The following is a 21,068-nucleotide window of genomic DNA, read 5'->3' as shown; positions in this document are numbered from 1 at the left end:
GGCAAAACCAAACTGAGGTAATCCTTTTCTTCCAATTCTTTTTTTTAACAAAGAAACCACATTGACCTAAATCCCCCAACTTTTAGGACTGATCCGTTTTTAGCCATCAGGGAAAAAAAGTATTCACTTTCCCTATTATCATTTAACCAAGAGTTGATTCCTAAGCCTTTATTCTCTAATTTTTACCTTCATTCAACCCTTATACTTTATGAAAAAACTATTCTCCATTCTAATTATGCTTGTTTTTTCGGCTGGCCTGTACAGTTTTACCTCACCCGAATACTTTGAGGGCAAATGGGCCGTAACCGTAAAAGATACCCCTCAAGGTACGGCCACTATCCCGATGCGTTTTGAAACCAAGGATGGCAAAACCATGGGCTATTTTGTTGAAGATCCATCTGGGACAGAGAAACCCATGTCCTCGGTATCCATTTCCGGAGATGTACTGACAGGTTACTTTAATATCCAAGGCTATGATGTCTATATCAGCCTGAAAAAAGTGGATGATGAAAGTGCCGCCGGTTCTCTGATGGACATGTTTACGGCTGAGGCGAAGAAGGTGAAATAAGACACAAGAAGCTAGATCTAAGAGGTTAGATTTTTGGCTACTCAAGACAGAGCTTCAAATTTGCTGATAAAAAATAAGGCCTGGTTTTGATTCCAGGCCTTTGTTGCTTTATTTTTTGCTGAGCGTGAACTCAGGGAGGTATTTGATTTTTCCGCCTTCCATGGCTGACTCATGAGCCAAAATCCCCACACAGGTGATATTGGCAGATTGGGCCGCATCAGGGTAGGGTGCTCTTCCTTCAGTCAAAGCAACCAAAAATTCATGAACCAGATGTGGATGTGAACCACCATGGCCGGAACCTTGGATAAAAGAAAGATGCTGATTTTCGTCGGAATCATATACCCCTTGGGTGGTGAATGGGGCGATTTCTTCAGGAAGGAGATGGGCATAGTCCGGAATCTTGACTTTCTCAGGTACTTCTCCGGTATGAATTACCGAATCCTCATGCTCAATGAGAGTCCACTCAAAAGACTTCTTGGAACCGTACACATCAAAACTTTCTCTGTACTGTCTAGCAGTATTGAAAAGCGAACGGGTCACTTCAGCAGCCAAATCGGAATTTTTCAACTTGATATGACAAGTTTCAATGGCAAATGGAGAACCGTATTTTGGAATCAGATTTTCGTCGATTCTTCCGGATCCCAAGCAGGAAACGTATTCTGCCTGTCCCTTTGGCAATGCCAAAACAGGTCCCACACAATGGGTGGCGTAGTGCATGGGAGGAAGGCCTTCCCAGTAGCCTGGCCACCCTGCCATTTCCTGCTGATGAGATGCCCGGAGAAACTGAATTTTGCCCAGTTCACCTTTCTCATACATTTCTTTTACAAAGAGGAATTCACGGCTATAAATCACCGTTTCCATCATCATGTAGGTCAAGCCGGTCTGTTCGCAGAGTTCGACAATCTGACGGCATTCTTCCACCGTGGTGGCCATTGGTACGGTACAAGCTACATGTTTTCCGGCCTTGAGTGCTTTGATGGACTGCTCAGCATGGTTTTGAATCGGCGTGTTGATATGAACTGCGTCAATATTGGGATCTTTCAACAGTTCGTCATAGTCGGTGTAGACCTTTTCGATGCCAAAAGCTTTCCCGATTTCCTCGGCCTTTTCTTTATTTCGCTGGCAGACCGCATACATATTGGCTAGCGGATGCTTTTGGTAGATCGGGATAAATTCGGCACCAAAGCCCAAGCCGATGATGGCGATGTTGATTGGTTTCTTGCTCATGTGTGAGTTATGTTTTGGGTTGAAAAAAGAAGTTTTATTGTAAGGAGGTTAGGAGGTATGGGAGTTGGGATGTCTGAGTGACTGATGTGGGATGACCGATGTCAGGTTGAGCACTATAGCAGCGAAAACTGCGAATATCCAAGCCTCCTATTCCGCAGCCCATTTCTTCAGAAACTCCAGGCCTTCCTTTGCGAAACCATCTTGGCTAGGCACCAAGGGTTTCCAGATACAGACTGCACCTGCCAGTTCTTTGACGTTTGGGGTAAAGCTTTCGATGGAAATAGCACCTTGGTAATTGATCGCTTCCAAGCCTCGTTTCCAGGCCGCCCAATTGGTTTGTCCGGTTCCAGGTGTGCCTCGATAGTTTTCAGAGACCTGGACATGAATGAGTTTGTCACCGACCGTCTGAATCGCTGCCTCGATGTCCGGTTCTTCAATATTCATGTGAAAACCATCCAAGATAGCTTTTGCCTGAGGTTCGTTGATGTCCTGGATCAGTTGCATCAATTCTGCTGCAGTATTGATGAGATCGGTCTCAAAGCGATTAAGGGTTTCGATGGCGATTTGCAAACCAAATTCACCTGCTCGCTTACTTACTTTCTGAAGGTTGGTAACTGCACGATTCCACTCGATTTTTTTCTGCTCGGGAGAGACTAGTCGTGCCTTGCCAACAGCCGAGTACATCGGCCCTGCTACAAATCCAGCTCCCAATTCGGCAGCAATTTGGAAACAGGCATCCAAGTAATCAAAGCAGGTTTGATGGAATTTAGGGTCTTCATGTGTCAAATCTCGAGTGGGGCCGAAAGCTCCGCAGATAATGGGCTTTAGCCCATTATCTGTAAGTGCTTTCTTTACCCAATCAAGGTCAATAAGATCAGGATCTTCCACTGGGATTTCCACTGCATCATATCCATAAGATTTGATTTTGGGAAAAAGCTCGATGGTGTCCCGCTTAAAAGGGGAGGTCCAAAGCCAGGTACTGACTCCAAATGTTACGTTTAGAGCCATCCTATTCTACCTTCATGATTCCGTTCATAATTCTCCAGTGCCCCGGTACCGTACAGATAAATGGATATTCGCCGGGTTCAGTCGGAGCGACGAATACCAAAGACTCTCTTCCTTCGGGATCTACCAAGCGAGTGGCGGCAATCACTTGAGGGATTTTAGGCACGTAATTTTGTTCGGCACCTTTTGGATCGCGTGCCAACTCATCTGCTGCTTTTCCGATAGTTTCCAATGATCCCTTTTGGCCGATCACTAGATTGTGCTGCATGAAATCAGGGTTTTCGAAATCGATAGTCACTTGAGACCCTGCCTTTACTGTGAAGGTCGCCTTGTTGAATTTCATTTCGTGAGGAGTCACGCCCAACTTGATCACCGTAGATCCATTGGCTGCTGATGCAGTTACATCGTCAGAAAGCAGCTGAACATCTGCTCCTGGCTTATTCAGCGCCAGGGTAGATTTATTGCTTATTCTTCCGGAAAACATCCAGCCTCCCACATATTTTCCAACTTGATTTCTAGAATCATTTTGACCGACACGAACTCTTCTTGGAGAAAGCTCTGCCGTGAATAGACCTTTGGTTTTGGCTTTTCCGATCTCTTCCCCGTTGATTTTCAAGGTCATGCTTCCATCTTCCACCAAAGAGGCATCAATGATGAACTGCTCCTCAGGAAGTGGCTTTTTGGTACTGATGAGGGTTAATTTTTCATCCTGTGCTACAGCAAAATGAAGAGCATCCTCAAAGATGTATAAGCTGTAGCCATTCGTGCCATTACCATGCGCTACCAAAATTCCATCCATAGGATTATTGCCTTTGGAAACAATCATCCGGATGGCAATTTCCTTTCCTGCTATCTCCGGTGGGAAAAGGATGGAGTTTCTCGAATCCAAAGGATATTGCTCGGCCACCAAGCTTCGGCTGATTCGGTCAGCCAAGGAGAACTCTGCATCGCCGGGAGATTGAAGTGCCTTAGTGAGATCACGCTTGGCAAATTCGGTTGGGTGTGATAAAACTGCCGCAAAAACCGCCTGAGGCAAGTAAGCATCAGATCCATTTTCAGACACATCAGCAGCCTTAACCAAAGCCTTAGCGGCTTCTTCAGAGAATGGCATATCCGAAACAGCCAAGAAAGCATACTTTCTGGTGTGCAAATCAGGGTCATTCAAAAGGTTAGAACTCAGGATAGAATTCAAAGAAGCTTCATTTCTTGGCAATACTCTCAGTGCATTTTTCCTTACAGCAGCCGATGGGTGGCTTAGTGCTTTGGTGGCGACCTGTACCGCTTCTGCATTTTCTCCATTGAGTTCGCCGAGCCCATGTAAGGTCCAAAGGGCATTGATGGCCGGACCATTCAGGCCAATTTTGTCTACTTTTTGATCAGCAATTAATTGGTAAAGATCCTTGAGAACTGATTTATCCTGCTTTTCTACAATCAATCGCTGGGCAGTAAGTCTCCAGAACATATTGTCACTCTTCAAGGCATCAATCAGGTCGGCACCATCGGCATCTTTCAAATCAAACGTCTCAGCATCATCCGCACCCTTGTACTTGATTCGGTAGATTCTTCCGTGTTTGCTGTCGCGAAGTGGGTTGATGTAGGCATTTCCTGCTCCGTTTTCAAATCCTCTTGGAGTAGGGTTGTGCTGAATGATGAAGTTGTACCAATCGGCTACCCAAAGTGCTCCGTCAGGCCCTACTTCGGCATGAACCGGTGAAAACCACTCGTCTGAACTGGCTAGGATGTTAAAGCCATTTTTTTCCTTATATCCTGAGCCATCCGGATTGATGACAGCATTGTGCAGTACCCGTCCGGTTGGTTCGGCTACGAAAGCGATTCGGTTCCAATATTTTTCAGGAAAGCTTCTTGCCGTGTAAAAATTATGCCCTGCAGCAGCGGTATAGCCTCCAAACCAATCCACCTGTCTTAGGAATGGGGTAAGGTGTGGCATGTCATAGTGGGAATCAATACCATGTACGGTATTGGCTGATCCCTGGAAAATGGGACGCTTCAGGTAATTGTTTGCCATGGAGAAGTATACGCTGTGCTGACCATTGGCAGTGGAAATGAAGGTTTCAAAATCTTCGGTGAAACCCAATCCCCAGGTATTGTTTGAAGTATTTCCAAGGTATTCCATATTGTCACCGCTAGGTGCAAACCGATAAACACCCTGTCCAAATTGATGTCTTACCCCGCTCACTTCGCCATTGAAGCCTGAATAACCCAGAACTCCCCAGATTTTATTGTCAAATCCATATTTCAGATTGGATGGACCCGCGTGCGTATCGCTTTTGCCCCAGCCGGTCATGACCACTTCACGGACATCGGCCACGTCATCGCCATCAGTATCTTTCAAGAATACAAAGTCAGGAGCCATGGAGATCAAAATTCCGCCATTGACAGCCATAATAGAGGTCGGAATATTCAGGTTATCTGCGAAAACAGTGACCTTGTCCGCTTTTCCATCACCATCAGTGTCCTCCAGGATTTTGATTTTATCATTTCCACCTTCAGTCCGTACCTCATTTGGATAATCGACTGTCTCGATGACAAATAGACGGCCTCTTTCATCCCAAGCCATCGCCATCGGATTGATGATCATCGGCTCGCTGGCAAAGAGCTCCATTTCAAATTCAATGGGAAGCTGAACCAGCTTCATGCTTTCTTCTGGCGAAAGTGGTAGCTGGAATCTCGGAGCCGGATCTCTACGCTCGTAATTTGGAATCTCGGCATCTTGAAACTGAGGAGTTGGGATCTGGTAGGCTGCCAAAAGCTCATTCACCTTATCTCCCACAGCCCAAAGGATACCATTTGCGACCAATTCCTGGAATTCAGGCTGCTTCCAGGTTTCTTCATTGTGACCATAAGCGGTGTAGAATACTCGGCCTTTTCCTTCTTCCAAAGTCCAGGCGTAAGGCTCTCGGTGGTCTCCTTCCACTCGTTCCATCAGGACATGCATGGCTGGATTGAGCTGGGAGTGAACGTAAGTTTCATCCCATGTCTCAAATTCTTCAATTCCCTGCATGATCGGATGGGCAGCATCTACAATTTTGGCAGTGAATTTTTCGGCGCCATGAGATTTAAATTGTCCGCCCACGGTTTTTACAAACCATTCGGAATTGCGAAAACACCAAGAAGCACTGTGAAGAGGAATAAATGCTTTTCCACTTTGAATGTACTTTTTGAGTGCGGATTCCTGATTGGAACTGATCGAATCATGATTAGCATAAATCATCAGCCCATCATAATTATTCAGGACTTCTTCCTTGAGATCATTGAGGTCGGTGGTGTAAGTCAGATTGATCCCTTTTTGAAAAAGTGGTGTTCCAAGATGGAGCATCAGTTTTTCAGAATTGTGATGCTCGCTTTCATGACCTAAAACCAAGATTTCTACTCTTCTGGGCTCTGTCATGGAAAGGAACTGATTTTTTCTCCCACAGGAAGAAAAAAGCATAACCGTAGTTAGCATTAAGAGGCTCAAAAGCCTCAAAAGTTTGGTTTGGTTCATGTTTTGGGTTTACAATTTTTTCAGATTATAATATTCCCCAATTACGCACTTAAATTCTTACTGTTTTACCTTGATTTGTGACTGTATTTTATCAAAATTGTAGATGTTTTATTGACAAAATGGAAAGAATACAGTGAAAAATCCAGTTCAAAAATCCAGAATTCCAGAAGGTAAAGCCTTTGTAATCAGAGAATTGATCGCTCCTTTCTTTGATGTCAATTGGCACTTTCATTCTGAATATCAGCTGTTTGTCGTGTTAAAAGGAAAAGGGACTCGGTTTATAGGTGATCACACGACATCATTTAGGGAAGGGGATATGGTCTTAACGGGGCCAAATTTACCCCACCTTTGGAAAAATGATAAGGCATATCACAACCCTGCCAATGGGCTGGAGGCCCATGGCGTGGTGATCTACTTCCCGGACAATTTTTTGAACGAATCTGTATTTAAACTGGAGGAATTTGAAGGGATAGCCAGGATGCTTAAACTTTCCGAAAGGGGAATCGAAGTATTGGGAGAAACCAACCAGGTGATTAAAAAAATGATGATGGAGCTGCTTCATCTCAGAGGGACAGCCAGCATCATTCATCTACTTGGGACCCTGGAAAAGATGGTGGATTCGAAAGATTGCAAACTCATTGCTGACGCCGGATATATCAATACCAACAAAGAGTCTGAGAAAGACCGGATGGGGCAGGTATATGAATATGTCATGCAGAATTTCCACAGTAAAGTGTCTTTGGAAGAAGCTGCTCAAATCTCAAACCTCTCTGTTTCGGCCTTTAGCCGATATTTCAAATCCCGTGTCAATAAATCCTTTTCCGATTTTTTGACTGAAGTTCGAATCGCCCACGCTTGTAAACTCCTGAATGAAAGCGATCTGAATATCAGTGAAATCTCCTATGAGTGCGGTTTTTTTACGCTTTCCAATTTCAATAAACTGTTTCGCGAACGCATGAAAAAGACACCCATGGAGTATCGGAAAGAATACAAATCCACCTTTTATTTGAGTAATTAAGCCTGTAAAAGGTCTTTGATCTGATCCATGTACGAACTGCTCACCGGCACATGGTATCCCTTCATGAGTACCTGGTGGCGTTCCACTTTTTGAATTTGATTCTTGTTGGCAAGAAAAGAGCGATGCGTTCGAATAAAATAGGCCGGCAGGAGTTTCTCGGTTTCCGAAAGCGTCATTCTGCTGATGATTTTCTCATTTGCCAGCTGAAAAGTCACATAATTTCCCTGTGCTTCGCAAAAAAGCAAATCTGAAAAATCAACACGAACCTGCCCGTCTGCTGTTTTGACGAATAAGTAGGCAGGTTCATTTTTTGGCCTTAAGTCAATCCATTCTTGGGCTTTTTGACAGGCCTTGAGAAATCGACTGAGATTAAAGGGCTTGAGTAAATAATCCAAGGCATCCAATTCAAACCCTTTGACGGCATAGTCGGAGTAGGCAGTGGTAAATACTACGAGTGTTTCTTTGGGCAATAAGGTGGCCAAATCTATTCCTGAAATGTCCGGCATATTGATATCCAGAAAAACCAGGTCTACGGGATGGTTTTTCAAATATTCCAAACCGCTGATGGCATTGGTAAAAGAGGCCTGAAGTTCTAAAAACGGGACTCTGGAGGCATGAGACTTGATTACCTCCAGAGCAAAAGATTCGTCATCTATGGCTATAGCCTTGATCATGAAGTGTGGATTTGGACAGAAAGATGGACAAAGTAATCGGAATCATTGGCAATAATATTCAACTGATGCCGATTGGGATAGAGAAGTTCCAGTCGTTTTTTGACATTATCCAAGCCAATGCCGGATTCCTCACGTGCTTGATCTCCCGAAGGCTTTTCAGGATGAACGCTGTTGACTAAATCCAGGTGAACAGAACCTGAAATGCAACGGAGATTTAGTCTAATCCAGGATTTTTCTTTGGCAGAGATGCCGTGTTTGAAAGCATTTTCCACAAATGGAATGATCAGCATCGGAGCCACTTCACCATGACATTGACTGTCCGTGATCTGGATATCCAAATCCAGATTTTCCTGCGATCCAAAACGCAAATACTGCAAGTCCAGGTAGTTTCTCAGGTAATCGATTTCTCTGGAAAGGGGGATAAGCGGAAGCTGATTTTCGTGAAGCATAAACCGCATCATATCTCCAAGCTTCTGAATTCCATCCGATGTTTTTTCGGCATTTTCGATCAAAGCACTGGCATACAGGGTATTCAGCGCATTGAATAAGAAATGGGGGTTGATCTGAGACCTCAGGAAGTCGAAGCTGGCGTGACCTTGATCTACCTGAGAAGAAAGTGAGGTGATCTGACCCATAAAAGAATCATATTTTCTAAAGACCAAGGAGGTGAGCGGAAAGAAGATCAATTGGATGAAAGCATTCACGCCTAATCCACCCAAGAAAAAGATTTCCTCTTGGTTTTCCTCAATCGAAATGATCAGAAAAATAAGGAATATGACCGAGACCAGTCCCCAATTGTACCAGCGGGATTGTTTGAGTTTGCCTTGTTTCTTTTTGCCATAGACCAAAAAGAAATTGTAAAGGCTGGCGATTAAGATAACGGGGATGAAGATCCCAAAAATGATTGCAGGTCCTTCACTTGAAATGGAATCTAGCTGAATCAGTAAAAACAAGGTAAAAAGGTAACTCAAAATGAGTCGGGTGAAATTGTAAAGCTGGAAATCACGGATTCTGGGAGGAGTTAAGGCCTGTTCCAGCAGATTGGATCCGATCAAATAGCAGGCATAGAGGACTACTATTCCTAAAAAATAAGTCGGGAAAGGCGTTTTGACGAGTTCGGCGTTGAATCCAAATAGCGCACAAATACCAAAAGAGGCCAATCCAGTCACCACAATCCAGACAATGGACGGCCACTTTTGAGATTCTCTTTGATACTTTGGGATCAAGACCATATGGATCAAATGAAATGCGGAATACAGAACCCCGAGAATAAGTAGCCTACTGGCAAATTTGAAGATCGCAAAACCGGAATCATTGTAAAACTGAGGCCGGTAATTGAATAGAATGATGAGAAAGGCGATTAGCGTCGCACTGGTGACAATCCACCATTCGATTTGTCGGAAATCAAGACTTTTAGACTTCATAGAAGAAAGATAGCGTGTAATTTTTTGGAAAGAATATTTTGAAAGTTTGGAGATTAGGCAAACGAAAGGAATAGGTTGTAAAGTAAAGCCGCAAGGATAAGCAGATAGAAAACTTTTCGCTGTTTGGACTGTCGCGTGTTGGAATAGTTCATCGCTTTCATCCGGCTTTTTCGATCAATTGCATCAAGGCCTTCATAAACAATCCTTCAGCACCGTTTTCACGGTTGGAAAAGGTATAGATGTAAGTATCCGATTGGGGTAGATAGCGAAATGCTGCCTGGAAGCCGCGAACTCCTCCGTTATGACCGATGAAGTGAAGATCCTGGGGCTTTTCCACCATCCAGCCAAAAGCATAATGAACAAATGGCGGTTCATGAGCAGGTTGAACTTGCGGCGTCCACATCAATTCCTTGGTTCCTTGCTTTAAGTATCCATCCTTTACCAAGAATGAAATCAGTCGGTGCAGTTCTTCTATGCTTAGGAATATTCCACCGGCCGAAGACCAGGACTCCGGATCATTTCCTTCACCCAAGGTCCAAGTTTCATTTTCAAGTTTCCAACCGGAGGCCAATGGGCTTGGTTTTGAATAATTGATATTCAATGGATTAAGCAATTTCTCCTGTACGATCGATTGATAGGGTTTCCCATGAATATGCTCCAAAATTCGTCCCAGCACTATGAAGCCTGAATTGGAATAATCCAGCCCTGTGCCGGGTCTATCTTTGATCAATGGCATTTTTTGAACCAGGGAGAAAAGGCTAGAAACATCATACCGCTTTCCTTCTACATACTCGGGGCTTTCAAAGAAATCACCCAGTCCCGAAGTATTGGTGAGTAAATGCCGGACAGTGATCAGACTGTCATTGGGTACCCGTTCGCTTTCCGGCAAATACTGATCAACGGTTTGATCCAAATCGATATTCCCGGTTTCTACCTGTCGGAAAACCAAAATGGAGGTCAAAGATTTTCCGATGGAACCCACATTGAAGCGTACATCAAGGCCGTTGGCTAGACTTGTTTCAGCATTGGCTTCTCCACTGGAGTAATTGAAAACCAGTTGATTTCCCTGAAAAATTGCCATAGCACCGGTGAATTCCTGATCGTTGGCAGTTTGCTCCAGGACTTTGAAATCATTTTCATCAAATCTCTTTTCCGTGGATTCGGGGAGGATTCCCAGACTCGCAACCGCGGAAATCGTCAGTTTTAAAAAGGTGTGCATGAGGTAGAGTTGGTTTAGTTTTCGTCTGTGTAAAACTTTCACCAAGATTAAATCCCACCGCAGCCTCAATCAAAAAAATGTGACGAAACAGGCAGTTTTGGGGACAGAAATGATTCCGGATATCGGATATTGGATTTCAGATACCGTATTTAAATCTTCTTATATCCTTTTTAAAAAATCTTTCCAGTCAGCCCCTGTCCGCATTGCAATTCAAAAATCAGAGTAATTCCTCAAAATGAATCCCAAGTTTGAAAAACCGAATTCCGAAATCCCCAATTCGAAATCAAAAGGGATAGGCTTTCAACTCAATCCCCCAAAGCCAAGGCAGAATAAAATAAACCATCAAAGTGACCAGCAGAATGGAAAGGATATTTAACCACAATCCGGCCTTGACCATATCCTTCATCTGTAAATATCCCGAACCAAATACCACAGCATTGGGCGGGGTGGCTACCGGAAGCATAAACGCACAGCTTGCAGCTAAAGTAGCGCCTACCATCAGGCCAAAGGGATGAAGGTCCAACTTGATTGCAACAGAAGCTAAAATCGGCAAAAGCATGGAGGCGGTGGCCACATTGGAGGTAACTTCGGTGAGGAAATTGACCGATGCAATAATGATGAGGAGCAATACAAAAAATCCAACCCCTTCAATTAAGGTAAATTTTTGACCGATCCATTCCGCCAAGCCCGTTTCTTTAAAACCCTCAGCCAAAGCCAGTCCACCTCCAAAAAGAATCAAAACGCCCCAAGGGATCTTTTCGGCGGTTTTCCAGTCCAAAATCCGTTCCCCGGATCGAGAGGAGGGGAGGAGAAGGAGAAGAACTACCCCCACCAAAACGATAATCGTATCATCAATCCCAGGAATCATTTTGGCCAAAAAGAAACTTCTGGTAATCCAGGAAAAACAGACCAGACCGAAAACTGCCAATACGATTTTCTCTTCAAAGGTGATTTTTCCGAGCGATTGCAATTGGGCTGAAACAACTGTCTTGGCGTCGCCCAGTCGAAAGCTTTTGGGCAAGGGATTTCCGACAGCTACCAAATAATACCAACAGATCCCCAACAAAATCAGAGAAAACGGAAGACCGAATAACATCCATTCGTCAAATGCAATGCTGTAATCATACATTTCCTTGACGACTGCAGATAGAATCGCATTAGTCGGCGTTCCGATCAAGGTGGCCATCCCTCCAATGGAAGCAGCATACGCAATGCCCAGCATTATATTCTTGCCAAGGCTATCAGCTAACAGCTGGTTGGATGGTCCCAATTGCTCTTTGAATTGGGTGACAACAGCTAGGCCGATAGGCAGCATCATTAAGGCTGTCGCGGAATTTGAAATCCACATGGAAAGAAGTCCAGTGGCGAGGATAAAACCCAAAACAATCCGGCGAAGGTCAGTTCCCAATAAATTTATTATGTTAAGTGCGATTCGTTTGTGCAAGTCCCATTTTTCGATTCCTGTTGCTAAAAGAAATCCACCCATATAGAGCAAGACCGTTGGATGCATGTAATTTGCCGAAACCAAATCGATTTTTAGAATTCCCAACTGGGGCATCAAAATCAAAGGAAGTAAGGCCGTACCGGCAATAGGCATGGCTTCAGTGATCCACCAGATAGCCATCCAAGCGGTCATGGCCAGCATGGCTTGTGCCTGAGGATTGAGGTCCGGGGAAGACATAAAAAACTGAATGACGACAAATGAAACAGGCCCCAGGTAAAGACCCAGGCGGGGAAGCCAATTTGACATTTAAGAACTGAATAGGTGGGCTGGAGGATTGATTGAGGAAGAAAGATAAAAAAGAATCCCGAAAGGACTCCGGGATTTTCTATTTAACATAATATAAATTATATAACATTTAAATAATGCCTTTAGGTAATTAGTTATTCTGTTGCTGTCATAAAATTGGACCAAAAACAGTAATGAAACCTCGCTTGGACAATTCTGAGCACTTGATCATCTCCACCACCTTGAACTCGATAAACCAACCGATGCTCTCCTTTGATCCTTCTTGACCAATAACCTGCCAGATTTCCTTTGAGTGGTTCAGGCTTTCCTTTTCCTTTGAAAGGAGTCCGTTTTATTTCTTTGATCAGCTCATTTATTTTGACAAGGATCTCTTCTCTATTCAATCCTTATAGTTTCCCCTACCAAATCTTAATTCTCTCCTCAGGAGCTTTATAATTTTTATCTCCAGGTTTTACTCCATAAGCAGCATAAAACGGATCAAAATTCATCAACGGCCCATTGACTCGCCACATGGCCGGGGAATGAGAATTGGTCACCACATAGGTGCGCATATACTCGTCCCGAACTTTCACTCTCCAGATTCTGGCTATTGAATAACTGAAGCGCTGATCCGGAGTAAAGCCATCAATCTTTGTAGTGTCTTGTCCTTGCGGAGTCAGTTTGAAAGCATCGTAAGCGATGTAGATTCCACCGTTGTCGGCAGTGTTTTCACCGATGGTCATCGCACCTTTAATGGGTACCGAATCCAAAACGGTAAACGTGTCATAGCGATCAATCAGTAATTGGGTTTTGGCTTTAAACTTTTCATAATCCGCCTTGGACCACCAGTTTTTCAGGTTGCCATCCTTGTCAAATTGAGCGCCTTGATCGTCAAAGGCATGCGTCAATTCATGACCGATCACCATTCCGATTCCTCCATAGTTGATCGCATCGTCTGCGTTTTGGTCGAAATACGGGTATTGGAGAATGCCTGCCGGAAAGACAATTTCATTTAATGAAGGGTTGTAGTAAGCAGTCACGGTACTTGGCGTAGTCCCCCACTCTGTTTTGTCCGGAGCTTTACCTAATTTCTTAAATTGGTAATCTGCCTCGTTTTTGCGAAGCGCCAGGACATTTTCGAAATAGGTTTCCCGGTTGATTTCTACAGGGTATTCTCGCCATTTGTCGGGATACCCGATTTTTTTGGTGATGGCATACAATTTCTCCTTCGCTTGGGTTTTGGTGCTGTCACTCATCCAATCGAGTTGATTAATGCGCTGTTCGAAGGCTTTTTGCAGGTTATTGACCAAGTCCAGCACACGCTGTTTGGCAGCCTCATTGAAATATCTTTTTACATAAAGTTGTCCCAAGTCAAAGCCTAAATTCTGATCCACTTGCTGCACCATTTGTTGGGCCCGAGTCAATTGTTTGGATTGGCCGGAAACCACTTTATTGTATTCAAAAGCAGCTTTTCTAAATGGAGTACTCAAATAATTGGCATTGGCAACCAGTGTTTGAGCTTTAAGGTAGGCCTTCCAATCTTCCAGACCTTGAGTTTGAAGCAAAGTATTGAGCTTGTCATAGTAAGCGGGCTGACGGATATCCACCGAATCTGCTTTCAGGCCTAAGTTGTCAAAAATGGATTTCCAGGAAATATTTGTGTGTTTTTTGTCCAAATCTGCCACGGCCACTTTGTGGTAGTTTTCTTTTACTACTCTGCGCTCGATTCGGGTTTTGTGGGACTCTGCCAGTTGCTTTTCTAAAGCATAGACCGTTTGGGCAGCTGTTTGGGCATTGGATTCATTTTCACCAGCCATAACCAACAAGGTTGCCAAATACTTCTGATAGGCTTTTTGGATTCCCAATGTGGACGAATCAGTCTTGAAATAGTAATCCCGGTCAGGCAATCCTAAGCCGGTTTGGCTTAAATGGATGATGTTGATGGTGCTATTTTGGTCATCCGGAGAAATTCTCAATCCGATCAGGGATTGGTTGTTAACCTTCATCTCCGAAACCAGAAAGTTTTCCAATTCTTTCAGATTGCTGATTTGGTCGATTTGAGCCAAAATGGGTTGAATCGGTGCTATTCCTCTTGAATTGATGGTTGTGGTATCCATGCCTGATGCATAGAAATCGCCAACTTTTTGCTCGATGGATCCTTTGGAATGTTGTCCACCTGAAACTTCTTCCAAAATAGTTTCCAGAAGCTTTCGCTGTGGAATATTCAAGTATGAGTAGGAACCCACCCCGACTTGGTCTTCATCAATTTGAACGGAATTGTACCATTTGCCATTGACATGCATAAAAAAATCGTCGCCGGGACGGATGGTAGAATCCAAGCCCTCCAAGTCTACAAACTGTCGTGGTTCTTCGTTTTGCTGAGGAGATTGGGAGGTACAGGCAGCAATGGCAAGTAAGGCAACGAGTATTTTATGTTTCATAGGTGCTTGGATTGATCAGGAAATTAAAGTAAAAAGACCGGGCATTCCACCCATCCGTGTAATTGTTTAGGAGTCTATCGCATTCGACTTATGCCTATATAGTAATCCGGATCGACTTTTACCTCGGCGTTGGTTGTCACCTTCAGTTCTGACCATGCTGTTTTAGGCTGAATTCGAACTTTTTCCCCACCGATTTCTACATCCACCGGCATGGTAAACGAAGGAATTGAGGAAATCCAACGGTATTGAAGCGTTTGATTATCTGAGTAATAATATTCCAAAACCGGTATCCGCTCGTCTCTTAAATATTGGTCAAAAATCGGTGTGAGATCCATGCCAAAAGCCTGAGAAATATAACTTTCAATCTGCTGGGTGTTCACGGTCTGATGGTAAAATTCCTGATTCAAACCTCTGAGAATTTGTCTCCATTTCTCATCATCATTCAGAATTTCGCGGAGCATGTTGAGTAGGTTTCCGCCTTTGTAATACATATCTCCCGAACCCCGCTGATTGACTCCATAGGTTCCGATGATGGGTCGGTCATTGGCGATATTCATTCGAGTTCCTCTCACGTATTCCTGCCCGGCTTCTTTTCCGTAGTGATAATCCAAAAAGAGGCTTTCCGAATAGTTGGTGAAGCTCTCATGGATCCACATATCGGCGACATCCTTGTAGGTAATGTTATTGGCAAACCACTCGTGTCCGGCCTCGTGGATTATGATAAAGTCAAACTTCAAACCCCAACCTGTGCCACTTAGATCCCGGCCCCGATAGCCCATTTGGTAGCCATTGCCATAAGTGACTGAGCTTTGGTGCTCCATGCCGAGATAGGGTGCATCCACGAGCTTAAAGCCGTCTTCATAAAAAGGGTATGGGCCAAACCAGTGTTCAAAGGCCTTCATCATCCGTGCTGCATCCTGAAAATGGACTTTGGCTTTTTCCAGGTTTTCTCTGAGCACAAAGTAATCCATATCCAAGGTGCCTTTTTCTCCGGCATACTTCTCCCCAAAATGGACATAATCCCCGATGTTGATATTTACCCCATAATCATTGATCGGATTGACCACAGACCAGTGATAGGTGTTTTTGCCATTCCCCATATCGATTCCTACCAAGCGACCATTCGAAACATCCATCAACCCATCCGGAACTGTCACACTGATCATTAGGCTATCCACTTCATCGGCCGGATGATCTTTAAGTGGCCACCAGATGCTGGATCCAATTCCTTGATTGGAGGATGCTATAAAAGATTTTCCGTTGCTGTCTTTGGTCCAGGTAATTCCCCCATCCCAAGGCGGTCGGATGGCTTCTTTGGGTTGGCCTTCGTAGCTCACAACAAGTTCTTCAAAGGTACCCGGAACCTGCTTCTTCTTTAGCGTAACAAAGTGAGCCGCTTCTTCCCTTTTAAAATCCAGCTTCTCTCCTGCTTGAACTATAGAGGTGATTTTCAATGGTTCCTGCAAGTCAAGCTGTAAAACCTGATGTTCCGATACCACTCGATATCTTATTGTATTTGAGCCTTTTATAGATTTGGTTTCAGGGAAAATTTCCACTGCCAAGTGGTAATGATTCAGATCCCACCAAGCTCGTTCGGGTGTGATACTTCCTCGTAAAGTGTCGGCACGGGTGAAGGATTTTTGGGAGTAGCTTGGTTTTATGGCTAGAAAAAAAACAAGGATAGCTAAAGAGGTAAAGCGAATCATGAATAGGATTTTTGCTATGGTTTTATTTTAAAAGAGGTCTAATACGAGGATTAATCCCAACTTAACGGCATCAAATTCCTCGGAGGATAATTCTCCGATTTTTCTGATAAATCGTTCTTCAGAAATTGATTTTATTTGAAAGCAGTCAGCCATACTTTCCTTGGTCAATCCATTTGACCCAGATGGGGAAAGTCCTATTAACCATTGTTTTGGGGTTTTCAATGCATCGGTAATCGGAACAACAACTTTCAATTTCAAACTTCCAATGGAATCATGATTTACCACTACAGCAGGTCTGATTTTGGCAATCTCCTGTCCAACTTGTGGTGCAAAATCAACCAACCAAACTTCTTTGGATAAGATCATAATATTTCTAAATCAACGTCAGAGAGATTGTTTTTTGGGTCTGAATAATAGTTTATCACTTCAGGTTCTCTAGCTTCCAATTCCATTTTGGAGTAAATCTCAGATTTATATTTTCTAAGGTTATTGAGTTTTTTCTGAAAGTTACTTTCTTCATTAGCTGATCTAATCAAGATACCATTCGTCGTTTCTTCAATGATGACTTTTTCAAGCCCATATTTCTTAATGAGTTCCGCTGGAATAATTAATGCTTTGCTATTTCCAACAGACGTGAGAGACTTAACCATAATGATGTAAGTGAGGGTTATAATAAAGTTATAACAAATTGCTTTGTAATTGATTTCATTTTTAAAAAATTTCTCAAAAAAGAATTTTAGAAATTTGAAATCAATTTTTTAGGATGGTATCCAATCTAACACTATCCCCTCCCCGTCTTTTACTTTCATCCGCCGCTTCCATAAAGGCATAGATTTCAAGTGTTTCTCTGGAATCGATGGGTGATTTTTTGGTTCGGAAAAACTCAGCAATCTGTACTACCAAAGGTTCATAGCCTTCAAATGGTCCAAAGAATAGATTTCCTTCTGTCCCAAAAGCGGTTCCGCCATAATCGTGCTTTCCGGATCGCATACCCCGAAAAGTTCCGATCCGACCGTCTTTCCAGGTTCCCACTACGACTTCAGCATCGGGAGTTGAAAAGCGTGTCACTGATTCACATCCCGGTCCCATCGCAGTAAACAGGATTTCTACGCCATGAATCCCGTACCAAAACAGATCCGGATGACTGGGTTCGAGTGTCGCAGGACTGAATGCATCACAGGCCAATACTTTTCCGATTTTGTTTTCATGGCGGACGGCATGGACATTCGTTTGATAGCGCAGCGAGGAACAGGAAAACATTGGAACGCCCGCTGCTTCTGCTTCTTGGTAGATTTTTACGGCATCTGCAAAAGAACCCGCAACCGGCTTGTCGATAAATACCGGCTTTTTAGCCTTAAATACGGCCCTTGCCTGTTCCAAGTGAGGTTTGCCGTCATTGGTCTCCAGAAGCACCACATCTACTTTTTGAAGTAAAGCTTCGATGGAATCCACGATTTCCACTCCTTGTTCTTTCACCTGATCGATATAGCCCGGAATTCGGTCCATACTGGATTTGATGTCTCGGCTGCCGTAAGGATAGGCGGCCACGACGCGAAATCCGGCCAGTTCAGGCTTGGGATTCTCGGCATTAAAAAGCTTGGTAAAGGCAGGTGCATGAGAGGTGTCCAAACCAATAATTCCGATCTTGATCGGGTTTACCTGGGTATTTCCAAGGAGGGAAAAAGGCAAAGAGCTTAAGCTTGCTGCGGCACCGAGAGCGGTGGTTTTCTTTATAAATGATCGACGGGATGATTTCATAACAAATTGAAATAATGAATTTTATATGGTTTTATTAATGTCAATTTTTTGGAAATGTATTTTAAATACAGGTCGTGCCTTTGGCACTCTTGGAAAACCTACTTGCTATTTTATGCCCAGAATTGAATTCTGGGCTAGTATAGTACGCACTTTCAGCGCTTTTCACTGATTTCAATTTATAGCACATGCCCTTAAGGGGCAATTTGTAATAGCATCAAATTCAATTTCGGGCTATGAATTTAATCCAATCTCAAGAGCACCAAAGGTGCGATCTGTGTCAAATTTGGAGATCCCTTACACCTTAAAGAAAATCTTCTTCCGGTAAAGAAAATACAAGAACAGCCAAACCAACAGCAAGGCCCCCAAACTTTCCATTACCGGCATCCAATTTTCTCCTAAAGGTTTGTAAAGTCCCTCAAACAAAAGCCTCGACGTATACCTAAAATTGACAAACCGATAGATCATGTAGATCGTCAAACTGTTCATTCCTACCACGACAAAGAAGAACGCCCATTTTTGAAATTTCAGGAAGTCGATGATCAGGAAAAAGAGACCCATTGAAAGAAATGCCAAACCCGAAGTAAGCATGATAAAGGAACTCGTCCACATGCGTTTGAAAATCGGGAAATGAAGGTTCCAAACGAGCGCTATCCCGATGAAAATCAAACCGGTGATCAGGAGTTCTTTAAGCTTCTGATTTTCTGAACTATTGATTTTCCGTAGAATTTCTCCTGCATGCGCTCCAAAGATTGTCAAACAGATCGCAGGAAAAGTGGTCAGAATTCCCAATTCATCGAATTGTCCCTGAAGCAGCCTTCCTGGTAGAAAAGTTCGGTCAAACCAACCCACCAAATTTCCCTCGAAACTCAAATCTCCTGCTCCAAATCCCGGAACGGGAACCAGAAAAACTGCACCATAATACAAAACCAAAATTCCCGCCGCGATCAGTAAACGCTTAGTCGCATTGAAATTCAGGAAAAGCACCACCGTCACAAAGCCTGCGATTCCAATTCTTCCTAAGACGCTTCCCAAGCGTATTTGCTCCCAATCGAAAAAGGGAAAAGGAGCATTTTTGTCCAAAATACCCAAGCCAATCAGGATCATCATTCTCCAAAATGCCTTTCGATAGATTTGGCTTTTGGGAGCATTGGCTTCTTTCAATTTCCACAAGGAAAAAGGAATGGAAACCCCTGCCACGAACAGGAAAAGCGGAAAAATGAAATCGTAAAAGGTAAATCCGATCCACTCCGGGTGCTCGAATTGATGAGCCAGACTATCCAACCAAGTCATGGAAGTTTTGCCTTCCAAACTTCGGAAAAAAGCATCCGCCCCACAGATCATCAGCATGTCAAAGCCACGGAGTGCGTCGATGCTGATCAAGCGATTGGTTTTTAACTCTCCAAGGGTTTCAGAACCCTTGGAGGGTTGGAAAAAAGACTCCTTATCCATACGATCAGAGTTTAGGTTCCCAGCCTTTTTGGTATTCTCTGCCCCAAAGTTTCATGGCCTCCTTGTCACCAAGGATCTTTCCTGAATTTTGGTCAATTTCCAAAGCCCTGCCTGTTCGGTAAGAAATATTGCCCAAATGGCACAGCAACACGCTTTTTTGAATTTCAGGGTAAGGGGAAATCTGACTTTCTCCCTTATCGATGGCATTAATAAAATTGGTGAAGTGAGCGATGTCCATGTCAAATCCTGCCCCTCGCTGATCGACCACGGTATTGGTCGTTGGCTCGGCAGATTTCACCAGCTTATTGGCGTTATCGTAGATTTTGTAGGAGTTGTTCAGGAGTTCGAGCGTACCGTTTTCCCCATGAAATGAAACCCCTGAACCCATGGCGTTAATGTCGCGTGCATTGCAACTGCGTCCTTCCCAGAGGATGGATTTTCCGTTGGCAAAGTCGAAGGAGGCGATTTGAGTATCCGGAGTTTCCCAGTCATCTTGGTAGTGGTACCTACCACCGCTGGAGTAAGCTTTGACTGGGTAATTTTCCTGCAATCCCCATCTGGCCAAATCCAAAAAGTGCACGCCATTATTGACGATTTCTCCTGTTCCCCAGTGCCAGAACCAGTGCCAATTGTAATGAATCAGGTTGTCCTTGAATTCCTTTCGCGGAACAGGCCCCTGCCAAAGCTCAAAATCCAGCCATTCCGGTACAGCTACGGGCTTCCCGTATCCGATGGATTTTCGGGTATTCGTGTACCAAGCTCGAGCATAATACGCTTTTCCGATTGCTCCGGAATGGAGTTCCTTCATCGCCTCCTGCACTCTCGGCCAAGATCGGCGCTGATTGCCCATCTGAACGATTTTCCCATACTTTTTGGTGGCTTCCACAAGGAGTTCCGATTCTGCTGGATTGTGCGAACCAGGCTTTTCCAGATATACATGTTTTCCTGCCTGAAGCGCCATAATGGAGGCTGGAGTATGCCAAAAATCAGGCATAGCAATCGAAACCGCATCCAAAGTTTTGTCCTCCAAGGCCTTTCTGAAATCCACCAAACCTGTTGGAGCTGTTTTTACTCCTTCTTTCAAGGCCAAGGCAATCCCGTTTTCCCGAGCACGGGAATCCACGTCGCAGATGTAGGCAATTTCCACATTCGGGATTTTAGCGAAAGCCTGTATATGTTGTGAACCCCGACTGTTTACCCCGATCACGGCAACTCGGTATTTTTCTTTGAGTGGGTATTGGGAAAGGAAATTGAATGAAAAAGCGGAAGTAGCCGCACTGAGACCCAAGGCTCCGGTTGCGGCAGTTTTAATGAAATTTCGGCGGTTGAGGTTATTTTTCATGAT

17 protein-coding genes are annotated in these 21,068 nt (G+C 43.9%); 2 read left to right on the top strand and 15 right to left on the bottom strand.

Annotation, left to right across the window (positions count from 1 at the left end):
- Positions 1-208: 208 nt before the first annotated feature.
- Positions 209-568, top strand: coding sequence for a hypothetical protein (locus tag CLV31_RS11710; RefSeq protein ID WP_111393078.1), 360 nt, complete (start codon positions 209-211; stop codon positions 566-568).
- 108 nt (positions 569-676) lie between these two features.
- Here the strand turns inward: CLV31_RS11710 and CLV31_RS11705 are convergent, their stop codons facing one another.
- The 3 genes from CLV31_RS11705 to CLV31_RS11695 all read right to left on the bottom strand — a co-directional run bounded on the left by CLV31_RS11705 (position 677) and on the right by CLV31_RS11695 (position 6,305).
- Positions 677-1,795 carry a Gfo/Idh/MocA family protein gene (locus CLV31_RS11705; RefSeq protein WP_111393077.1) on the bottom strand — a complete coding sequence of 373 codons (1,119 nt, stop codon included), beginning with the start codon at positions 1,793-1,795 and terminating at the stop codon, positions 677-679.
- A gap of 147 nt (positions 1,796-1,942) precedes the next feature.
- Positions 1,943-2,803, bottom strand: coding sequence for a sugar phosphate isomerase/epimerase family protein (locus CLV31_RS11700; protein WP_111393076.1), 861 nt, complete (start codon positions 2,801-2,803; stop codon positions 1,943-1,945).
- Between the two features lies 1 nt (position 2,804).
- Positions 2,805-6,305 (bottom strand): PVC-type heme-binding CxxCH protein, encoded by a 3,501-nt coding sequence (locus tag CLV31_RS11695; protein ID WP_245943385.1) that lies wholly within the window; start codon positions 6,303-6,305, stop codon positions 2,805-2,807.
- Between the two features lie 133 nt (positions 6,306-6,438).
- On the opposite strand from CLV31_RS11695, the gene CLV31_RS11690 reads away from it, so the two are divergent.
- The gene (locus CLV31_RS11690) at positions 6,439-7,323 is read left to right on the top strand and encodes an AraC family transcriptional regulator (protein WP_111393074.1); all 885 of its coding nucleotides are present in this window, start codon (positions 6,439-6,441) and stop codon (positions 7,321-7,323) included.
- On the opposite strand, the gene CLV31_RS11685 is transcribed toward CLV31_RS11690, so the two are convergent.
- The 12 genes from CLV31_RS11685 to CLV31_RS11630 form a co-directional block, all read right to left on the bottom strand.
- Entirely contained in the window at positions 7,320-7,997 is a 678-nt protein-coding gene (locus CLV31_RS11685) for a LytR/AlgR family response regulator transcription factor (RefSeq protein WP_111393073.1), read from the bottom strand. The two genes, CLV31_RS11690 and CLV31_RS11685, sit on opposite strands and share 4 nt — an antisense overlap.
- A complete protein-coding gene (locus CLV31_RS11680; protein WP_111393072.1) occupies positions 7,994-9,421 on the bottom strand; it encodes a sensor histidine kinase in 1,428 nt (475 codons plus the stop codon). The genes CLV31_RS11685 and CLV31_RS11680 overlap by 4 nt, the downstream gene beginning before the upstream one ends.
- Before the next feature lie 157 nt (positions 9,422-9,578).
- Positions 9,579-10,640 (bottom strand): serine hydrolase domain-containing protein, encoded by a 1,062-nt coding sequence (locus tag CLV31_RS11675; RefSeq protein ID WP_111393071.1) that lies wholly within the window; start codon positions 10,638-10,640, stop codon positions 9,579-9,581.
- A 283-nt stretch (positions 10,641-10,923) separates the two neighbouring features.
- Complete coding sequence (locus CLV31_RS11670; protein ID WP_111393070.1) at positions 10,924-12,390, bottom strand: SLC13 family permease; 1,467 nt, start codon at positions 12,388-12,390, stop codon at positions 10,924-10,926.
- 134 nt (positions 12,391-12,524) lie between these two features.
- Positions 12,525-12,773: a Txe/YoeB family addiction module toxin gene (locus CLV31_RS11665; RefSeq protein WP_111393069.1), complete on the bottom strand. Its 249-nt coding sequence runs from the start codon at positions 12,771-12,773 to the stop codon at positions 12,525-12,527.
- 15 nt (positions 12,774-12,788) lie between these two features.
- Entirely contained in the window at positions 12,789-14,810 is a 2,022-nt protein-coding gene (locus CLV31_RS11660) for a M13 family metallopeptidase (RefSeq protein ID WP_111393068.1), read from the bottom strand.
- A gap of 74 nt (positions 14,811-14,884) precedes the next feature.
- Positions 14,885-16,516 (bottom strand): M1 family metallopeptidase, encoded by a 1,632-nt coding sequence (locus tag CLV31_RS11655; protein WP_111393067.1) that lies wholly within the window; start codon positions 16,514-16,516, stop codon positions 14,885-14,887.
- A 27-nt stretch (positions 16,517-16,543) separates the two neighbouring features.
- Positions 16,544-16,882 carry a type II toxin-antitoxin system PemK/MazF family toxin gene (locus tag CLV31_RS11650; protein ID WP_220084334.1) on the bottom strand — a complete coding sequence of 113 codons (339 nt, stop codon included), beginning with the start codon at positions 16,880-16,882 and terminating at the stop codon, positions 16,544-16,546.
- Positions 16,879-17,166 carry an AbrB/MazE/SpoVT family DNA-binding domain-containing protein gene (locus tag CLV31_RS11645; RefSeq protein WP_111393066.1) on the bottom strand — a complete coding sequence of 96 codons (288 nt, stop codon included), beginning with the start codon at positions 17,164-17,166 and terminating at the stop codon, positions 16,879-16,881. Before CLV31_RS11645 ends, CLV31_RS11650 begins: the two co-directional genes overlap by 4 nt.
- Before the next feature lie 100 nt (positions 17,167-17,266).
- Positions 17,267-18,274 carry a Gfo/Idh/MocA family protein gene (locus tag CLV31_RS11640; protein WP_111393065.1) on the bottom strand — a complete coding sequence of 336 codons (1,008 nt, stop codon included), beginning with the start codon at positions 18,272-18,274 and terminating at the stop codon, positions 17,267-17,269.
- 294 nt (positions 18,275-18,568) lie between these two features.
- The gene (locus CLV31_RS11635) at positions 18,569-19,723 is read right to left on the bottom strand and encodes an acyltransferase family protein (RefSeq protein ID WP_111393064.1); all 1,155 of its coding nucleotides are present in this window, start codon (positions 19,721-19,723) and stop codon (positions 18,569-18,571) included.
- Positions 19,724-19,727: 4 nt separating this feature from the next.
- Positions 19,728-21,065, bottom strand: a complete 1,338-nt coding sequence (locus CLV31_RS11630) for a Gfo/Idh/MocA family protein (RefSeq protein WP_111393063.1) — start codon at positions 21,063-21,065, stop codon at positions 19,728-19,730.
- Between the last annotated feature and the right edge of the window lie 3 nt (positions 21,066-21,068).

Origin of the sequence: Algoriphagus aquaeductus, from assembly GCF_003253485.1 — a bacterium.
Taxonomy (GTDB): Bacteria; Bacteroidota; Bacteroidia; order Cytophagales; family Cyclobacteriaceae; genus Algoriphagus; species Algoriphagus aquaeductus.
This window is presented reverse-complemented; position numbering and strand designations above follow the sequence as displayed.